Origin of the sequence: Synechococcus sp. B60.1, from assembly GCF_047462555.1 — a bacterium.
In the GTDB taxonomy this organism is placed as follows: Bacteria; Cyanobacteriota; Cyanobacteriia; order Thermostichales; family Thermostichaceae; genus Thermostichus.
Genome location: NZ_JANSJN010000035.1, coordinates 4,066 through 11,573 on the forward strand (window position 1 = coordinate 4,066; position 7,508 = coordinate 11,573).

Consider the following 7,508-nt stretch of genomic DNA (forward strand, 5'->3'; position numbering starts at 1 on the left):
TGGGTTTAAGCTGCCTCCGAAACTTTGGCCTCTTCTGGCGTTGCTTCCTGCACCACGATCTTGCCCCGGAACACCACATAGTTGTAGATGTTGTAGGACAAAATAACCGGGATCAAAAAGCCAATAAAGGTGAGCATAAACACCAGTGAACTGGGAGAAGCTGCCGCCTCGTAGATGGTGACGCTGGGAGGAATAATGTTGGGGAAAACCATAAACCCCAGGCCGATAAAAGAAAGGGCAAAGATTAAAAAAGTGTAAACCAAAACGCTATTTTCTTCTCGCCGCCGCAGGCTGCGCAGCAACAGAGCCACCAACAAAAGTCCCAAAACGGGGATGGCAGCAAAGATATAGAAAAGAGGAGGCGAGAAAAGCTGAGCGCGCGCCTGCTCCGACATGATGGGGGTGCTGATGGTGATAAACACTGCCCCCAGCAACGTTGTCCAGGTGGCAATGGTTGCTGTCTTGTAGTAGGTTTTCTGCAGCTCGCCGGTGGTCTTAACGATCAGATAGGCCGAGCCGATTAACACGTAGCCCTGGATCAAGGTAAGAGCCACCAACACTGTGCGCCAGGTCAGCCAATCCCAAGGGCTGCCGGCAAAGTGGCCGGCTTCGTCGACGCGGATCCCTTCGAAGACACTGCCCAAGGCAAACCCCTGGCCCAAGGCCGCCAAAAAGCTGCCCACCCCGAAGGCGAGGTTCCACACCAGCTTGTTGTCGGCGTTCTCCCGAAACTCGAAAGAGACAGCCCGCAAGATCAGGCCCACCACCATGATCACTAGCGGAATGTAGAGAGCGTTGAGAATGGTGGCGTAGGCAAGGGGAAAGGCTCCAAATAAGGATCCCCCCATCAACACCAGCCAGGTCTCGTTGGCATCCCAGACATTGCCCAGGCTGGTCATGAGAATGCTGCGGCGGGTCTCGCTAGAAGCCGTCAGGGAGAGGATGCCAACCCCTAAGTCAAATCCATCTAGCAGAACATAAAGGAAGAGGAAGAGACCGAGGATAAAAAACCAGACTTGCGGTAAAAACTGCTGTAAAGGCTCGAAAGATTCCATCGTCGTTCTCTGTAGTTTATTTCCGACCAGTTCGAGACATGATCCCCCTCACCCCCAACCCCTCTCCCTCTGGGAGAGGGGAGTTGGAAATCGACAAGTGGCTTGGCTGCTGTTGGATGAGGAGCCTGCGGTGTTGTCTGGGTTCTGTTAGGGCTGCACCGGTGCTAGCGAGCTTCTGCAGGACGGCGATCCGGCTCGTGGCGGGCAGGCTCGATCACGATCACCGGCTGGGTTGCCGGAACGGGGGCAGGCAGCTCCAGGTCAGGCCCTCTGCGGATGATGCGGCTGCCAAAGTAAAGGGCAGCCACGAAAAACACCGTATACAAAGCAGTCAGGCCGACCAAAGAAAACAGCACCTCTCCCGGCGGCAGCGGCGAAACGGATTCCGCGGTGCGCAGTTGTCCATACACAATCCAGGGCTGCCGGCCAACGCAGCGGACAATCCAGCCAGCCTCGACGGCAATGTATCCCAGGGGGCCAGCAAAGACCCAGGCCCACATCAGCCACTTCTGCTGGGAGAGGGCCTCCGCCGACAGCTTGCCCCTCAACCACTGAATCAAGGTCACCCCCATAAGCCCGGCCAGAAACAGGCCAATGGCCACCATTGTCCTAAAGGAGTAGTAGATGAGGCCAATCATGTGGGGACGATTTTGGGGATCCCAAGCTTTCAGGCCCTGCACCGGTCGATCCAGCCTGGGCTTAAACTCCAGCAGATAGCCCAGCACACCGGGGATCTTCACCTCCCACTCGTTGCGCTCTTCTCGGTCGTTGGGCAGGGCTAACAGGCTCCAATCGGCTCGTTCGCCGGCGGGGATCGTCTCCCACTGGGCCTCCATGGCCGCCAGCTTGGCCGGCTGATAGCGATACACTTGCTCTGCGCTCAAGTGGCCGATAAACACCTGCAAGGGGGCTACCACCAGAGCCATTGCCAAGACCACTTTGAGGGAACGGGAAAAAAACTCGCTGTGCCGCCGCTTGAGAATGTACCAGGCGCTGATGCCACCAATTACAAACAAAGAGGTCTCCAAAGTGGCAAAAAACATGTGCAGAAAGCTATTGACCATGAAGGGATTGACAATGGCTTGCAGGTAGTCGCGCACCACAAACTTTCCATTGACAAATACTCCCCCTGCCGGCGTCTGTAGCCAAGAGTTGGCCGTCAGGATCCAAAAGGTAGAGAGGTTGGCGCCGAAGGCCACCAGGATTGTCGAGATCCAGTGAATCACCGGCGGCACCCGCTCCCAGCCAAAGAGCATGATCCCCAAAAAGCTGGCCTCCAGCATAAAGGCCATCGTGCCCTCAAACCCAAGAACGGTTCCAAAGAAGTCGCCCACCGCCTCAGAAAAAGGGGCCCAGTTCATGCCAAATTGAAAGGCCATCGGCAACCCTGAGGCCACGCCGATACCAAAGTTCAACACATAGATCTTTGACCAGAAACGAGCGTGGCGATAGTAATCTAGATTGCGAGTTTTCAGCCAAAGGCCCTCTATAACAACAAGATAAATAGCCAGTCCCGTTGTTAAAACCGGCCATAGCATATGGAAAATGGCCGTGAGGGCAAACTGTAGTCGAGAAAGCGCGACGGTGTCTAGAAACATGATTGGCACCCAGTTTGGATGGATAAACTCAACTTTTCCCAACCCTCTCTGCTGCAGTTTGTGCAGGCCCACCTCCAGGTATGTTCGCTGCAGACATCCGTAGCCATTTGGATAAGGTGGGGAAGGCTATCTTTTTTGCTCCTCCTAGGATTGCATCTTGACCAGGATCAGCGATGGGCTGCTCGACTCTAAAGGTTAACTTTAGGATCCCGGGAGAAGAGGTTTTCTCCGTGTAAAGCGGACTACAGAATAAAGAGGGTTGCGAACTTGGCAGCCTGGGGATCCGCAATCCCGAAATAGCCCGTTGAGGGGCGGGGATAACGCCATGCAAATTTTCCTCAGGGCCTGCCAGAATTGGGATCCCGGCTTGTTGGAGATCCCAGTTGGCAGTGGGGGGTGGAAGATGTCGTTTGTCCCGCTGGTGCACTTTCTTGCCCAATCCGGCTTGGTACAAGAGTTGGCCGCCCGCTTGAGATCGCGGCGACAGGCAGCCATTCAGGGGGCAGGTCGGATCGCCAAGGGGTTGATGGCCTCGGCTTTGGCCCAGCAGGAGGGGAGATCCCTGCTGGTGGTGACTGCCACTTTGGAAGAAGCAGGCCGCTGGACGGCGCAACTGGAGGGCATGGGCTGGGAGAGCGTGTACCTTTATCCCACTTCTGAGGCTTCCCCCTATGAGCCGTTTGACCTGGAGCCGGAACTGGTGTGGGGACAATTGCAGGTGCTGGCCGATTGTCTCCAGGGCAGAAAGGGCATGGCCGTTGTGGCCACGGAGCGGGCCCTGCAACCCCATCTTCCCCCCCCAGAGGTGTTTCAGGGCTTTTGCCTCAAGCTGGAACCTGGCCTCGAGCTGTCGCCGCAGCAGTTGGGGCAGCAGTTGACCCGGCTGGGCTACCAGCGGGTAAGCCTGGTGGAAAGCGAGGGGCAGTGGAGCCAAAGGGGCGATATTCTCGACATTTTCCCGGTGGCCTGCGAGTGGCCGGTGCGCCTGGAGTGGTTTGGCAATGAGCTGGAACGGCTGCGGGAGTTCGACCCGGTAAGCCAGCGCTCCCAAGATGGGATCCCTTCTGTCTGGCTGACCCCCACCGGCTATGGGCCCATGCTCTGGCCAGGGCTGCAGGAAAAGATGGAGCAGCTCTCCCCCGCCCTGCAGCAGCAGGGATCGCCTCCCCCAGAAGGCCTGCGCCGTTTTCTCGGCCTGCTCTACAATCCACCGGCCAACCTGCTGAGCTACTTGGATCCCAATACCTTGATCCTGATCGACGAGCCGGAGCAGTGCCAGGCCCACAGCCGGCAGTGGCTAGCCCACGCCCAGGAGCAGTGGCAATTGGCCCAGGCTGCTGAGCCGGCTCTAGTGCCCTTCCACCGCCCCTTCGATCTTGAGGCCGCTGAGTGGGATCCCTTCCCCCGCCTGTTGGCCCGTGCCTTTGCCCCTGCTGGCGAGGGGGAAGCTGTCCTCGACCTCAAAAGCCGGCCTGTCCCTGCCACTCCCCACCAGTTTGGATCCCTGGCCAAAACCCTGCGCGAGTACCGCAAGCAACACTTGCAGGTGTGGATCCTCTCCGCCCAGCCCTCCCGCACCGTGGCTCTGCTGCAGGAACACGACTGCCCGGCCCAGTACGTGCCCAACCCCAAAGATTTTCCGACTATCGAGCGCCAGCTCCAGTCCTACACGCCGGTGGCCCTGAAGTACTCCGGCCTAGCGGATCTGGAGGGGTTTCTCCTGCCCACGCTGGGGTGGGTGGTGCTGACCGACCGCGAGTTTTTCGGCCAGCACAGCCTGGCCACCCCCACCTATGTGCGCAAGCGCCGCCAGGCCAGCTCCCGCCAGGTGGATCCCAACCTGCTCAAGCCGGGGGATTTTGTTGTTCACAGGGCCCATGGCATTGGCCAGTTCCTGCGGCTGGAAAGCCTCACCATCGGCGGCGAAACCCGAGAATATCTGGTCATTCAATACAGCGATGGCCTGCTGCGGGTGGCTGCCGACCAGGTCAACTCCCTCTCCCGCTACCGGGCTAGCGGTGATGGCCCCCCCGCGCTGCACAAAATGTCCGGCAGCACCTGGGAAAAGACCAAGCAAAAAGTTAAAAAGAGCCTGCAAAAAGTGGCCCTTGACCTGTTGGAACTCTATGCCAAGCGTGCCCAACAGGAGGGCTATGCCTTCCCGCCCGATTCTCCTTGGCAACAGGAGCTGGAAGACTCTTTTCCCTATCCTCTGACACCGGATCAAATTCGCGCCGTCCAGGAGATCAAGCGGGATATGGAGTCTCCCCGCCCCATGGATCGGCTGCTGTGCGGGGATGTGGGTTTTGGCAAAACAGAAGTGGCTATCCGTGCCATTTTTAAAGCCGTAACCGCCGGCAAACAAGTAGCTCTTTTGGCGCCAACCACCATTCTCACCCAGCAGCACTACCACACTCTCAAAGAGCGCTTTGCCCCCTATCCCATTCAAGTGGGCTTACTCAACCGCTTCCGCACTCCCGACGAGAAAAAAGAGATCCTGGCCCGCCTCAAAAGTGGTGAACTGGATGTCATTGTGGGCACCCACCAGCTTTTAGGCAAGGATGTACAGTTTCGCGATTTGGGCCTTTTGGTCATTGACGAAGAACAGCGCTTTGGTGTCAACCAAAAAGAGAAAATTAAACTCCTCAAAACCCAGGTGGATGTGCTCACCCTTACGGCTACTCCTATTCCCCGCACGCTGTATATGGCCTTGTCGGGGTTGAGGGAAATGAGCTTGATCCAAACTCCCCCGCCCTCGCGGCGCCCGATTAAAACTCACCTCTCCCCCTACAATCCTGAGGTCATTCGCACGGCTATCCGCCAAGAGTTGGATCGCGGCGGGCAAGTCTTTTATGTTGTCAACCGCATTGAAGGGATCGAAGAGACCAGTACCAAATTGCGGGAATGGGTGCCCGGCGCCCGCATTGCCATTGCCCATGGGCAAATGCCGGAAGGAGAGCTGGAAGCGACGATGCTGGCTTTTAACAACGGGGAAATCGATATCCTGGTCTGCACCACCATTATTGAGTCGGGTTTGGATATTCCCCGTGTCAACACCATTTTGATCGAAAATGCCCAGGAGTTTGGGCTGGCTCAGCTTTACCAATTGCGAGGGCGGGTGGGCCGGGCTGGGATCCAAGCCCATGCTTGGCTGTTCTACCGAGAAGATGGCATCCTCACCGAAGAGGCCCGCAAACGCCTGCAGGCCATTCAGGAATTTACCCAACTGGGATCTGGGTATCAATTGGCGATGCGGGATATGGAGATTCGCGGCATTGGCAACCTGTTGGGCACGCAGCAATCGGGGCAGGTCAATGCTGTGGGCTTCGATCTTTATTTGGAGATGCTGCAAGAGGCCATTCGCGAAATTCGTGGCCAAGAGATCCCGCAGGTGGAAGATACGCAAATCGACCTCAATGTCACCGCCATGATCCCGCAAAGCTATATCCCCGACGAAGATCAAAAGATGCAGGCCTATCGCCAATTGGCTGCTGCCGGCTCTCGGGTCGAGCTGTTGCAAATTGCCCAGGAATGGCAGGATCGCTTTGGCCCCCTGCCCAAGCCTACCCAGGAGCTGCTGCGGGTGATGGAGCTGAAGATTTTGGCCCGCAGGCTGGGCTTTTCCCGTATCAGGCCGGCCAAGGAGCATGTCCTTTTGGAAACTCCCATGGAGGAGCCCGCCTGGAACCGCCTTAAGGAAGCGCTGCCCACTCACCTACAGCCTCGCTTTGTTTACCAGCCGGGCAAGGTGACGGTGCGGGGCCTGGGGATGGTGCCTGCGGCGCAGCAACTGGAGAACCTTTTGCAGTGGCTGGACAAAATGAGCTTAGCCCTGAGCCGGATAGAGGCCGGGATCCCAACAGCCACTTAGTCCTGGCTGCGGGGCGGAGTTGGCTTCGGCTGGGAGAAACTGGGAGGGGTGCCCGGCCTTCCTCGGGTTAGACTTTCGCACTCGCTGTTGCCTTGCATTTGCGTCATCTGAATGCGCGGGATACCCCACCGTCTATACGGCGAGGAAGGATAGTGCCTAACATACTCAGCATGACCCAAGTTCTGACTATCTCTTGCAAGCTCAAGGTGTCTGCGTCGCAAGCCACAAAGCTGGATGCAACCAAGGCTCCGGCTCGCTGGCGCGAGTGGTAACTATCAGCGTGGCATGTTGACAGGTTCTCATCTCAAAGTAGCCACGTTGGTCAAACGCCAAGATGGTTCCTACTCCATCCAGATTGGCGTGGAATCTGAGGTGCCGGAACCCCAAAACACCGGCAAGGTCATCGGTGTAGACTTGGGCAGGACAGATATTGCCCACACATAAGGACTCCGTCCCGCTGACGCGAGCAGAGGGTGACAACTGGAATGGAGAGCAGTTGAACCAGGAAAAAGACCCCTACTCCCAGTTGAGGGCGGTTCTCCAGCGTAAAGCCAGTCAGGGCACACATAGTTCTCGGCCCAGGTGCCGTCAACTGCTGCAACGGCTGTCTGGTAGGAAGAGACGCTTTCAAGCTTGGGTGAATGAATTACTGCATCTTTAAAGCCATTGTTTCTAGAGCCAAAGCTGCCTGTAGCACCATTGCCCTGGAAGACTTGGCTGGGATGAGGTCTCTGGCCCGCTGACGCGAGCGGGAGCGTGTCAACCAGCAGCCGCGCAGCAAGCCAGAGCAGCGGCGGTCGAATAGTTGGGCGTTCTACCCGTTGAGGCAGTTTGTGCGCTACAAGGCAGTAAGAGCAGGAGTCAAGGTTGTGGTGGTTCCGCCTGCCTACACTTCGCAGACCTGTCACCGGTGCTTGTGGCTTGGTCAGCGGGAAGGGAAGCGTTTTCGTTGTGTGAACCCGGCTTGTGGTTGGGAAGGGGATG

General features: G+C 57.5%; 3 protein-coding genes and 1 pseudogene. 2 read left to right on the forward strand and 2 right to left on the reverse strand.

Annotated elements, in window-relative coordinates:
- Positions 1–5 precede the first annotated feature (5 nt).
- Complete coding sequence (gene cydB, locus NW863_RS05650; protein ID WP_414365090.1) at positions 6–1,055, reverse strand: cytochrome d ubiquinol oxidase subunit II; 1,050 nt, start codon at positions 1,053–1,055, stop codon at positions 6–8.
- A 164-nt stretch (positions 1,056–1,219) separates the two neighbouring features.
- Complete coding sequence (locus NW863_RS05655; RefSeq protein WP_414365092.1) at positions 1,220–2,653, reverse strand: cytochrome ubiquinol oxidase subunit I; 1,434 nt, start codon at positions 2,651–2,653, stop codon at positions 1,220–1,222.
- A 403-nt stretch (positions 2,654–3,056) separates the two neighbouring features.
- Between NW863_RS05655 and mfd the strand changes: the two genes are divergently transcribed.
- Both mfd and NW863_RS05665 read left to right on the forward strand, forming a co-directional pair.
- Entirely contained in the window at positions 3,057–6,524 is a 3,468-nt protein-coding gene (gene mfd, locus NW863_RS05660) for a transcription-repair coupling factor (protein WP_414365111.1), read from the forward strand.
- A 234-nt stretch (positions 6,525–6,758) separates the two neighbouring features.
- Positions 6,759–7,508, forward strand: a pseudogene (locus NW863_RS05665) (RNA-guided endonuclease TnpB family protein); the annotation flags it as partial.

Coding starts and splice junctions, on each gene's coding strand:
- NW863_RS05655 (WP_414365092.1), bottom strand. CDS start 2,653: ATGTTTCTAGACACCGTCGCGCTTTCTCGACTACAGTTTGCCCTCACG.
- mfd (WP_414365111.1), top strand. CDS start 3,057: ATGTCGTTTGTCCCGCTGGTGCACTTTCTTGCCCAATCCGGCTTGGTA.
- cydB (WP_414365090.1), bottom strand. CDS start 1,055: ATGGAATCTTTCGAGCCTTTACAGCAGTTTTTACCGCAAGTCTGGTTT.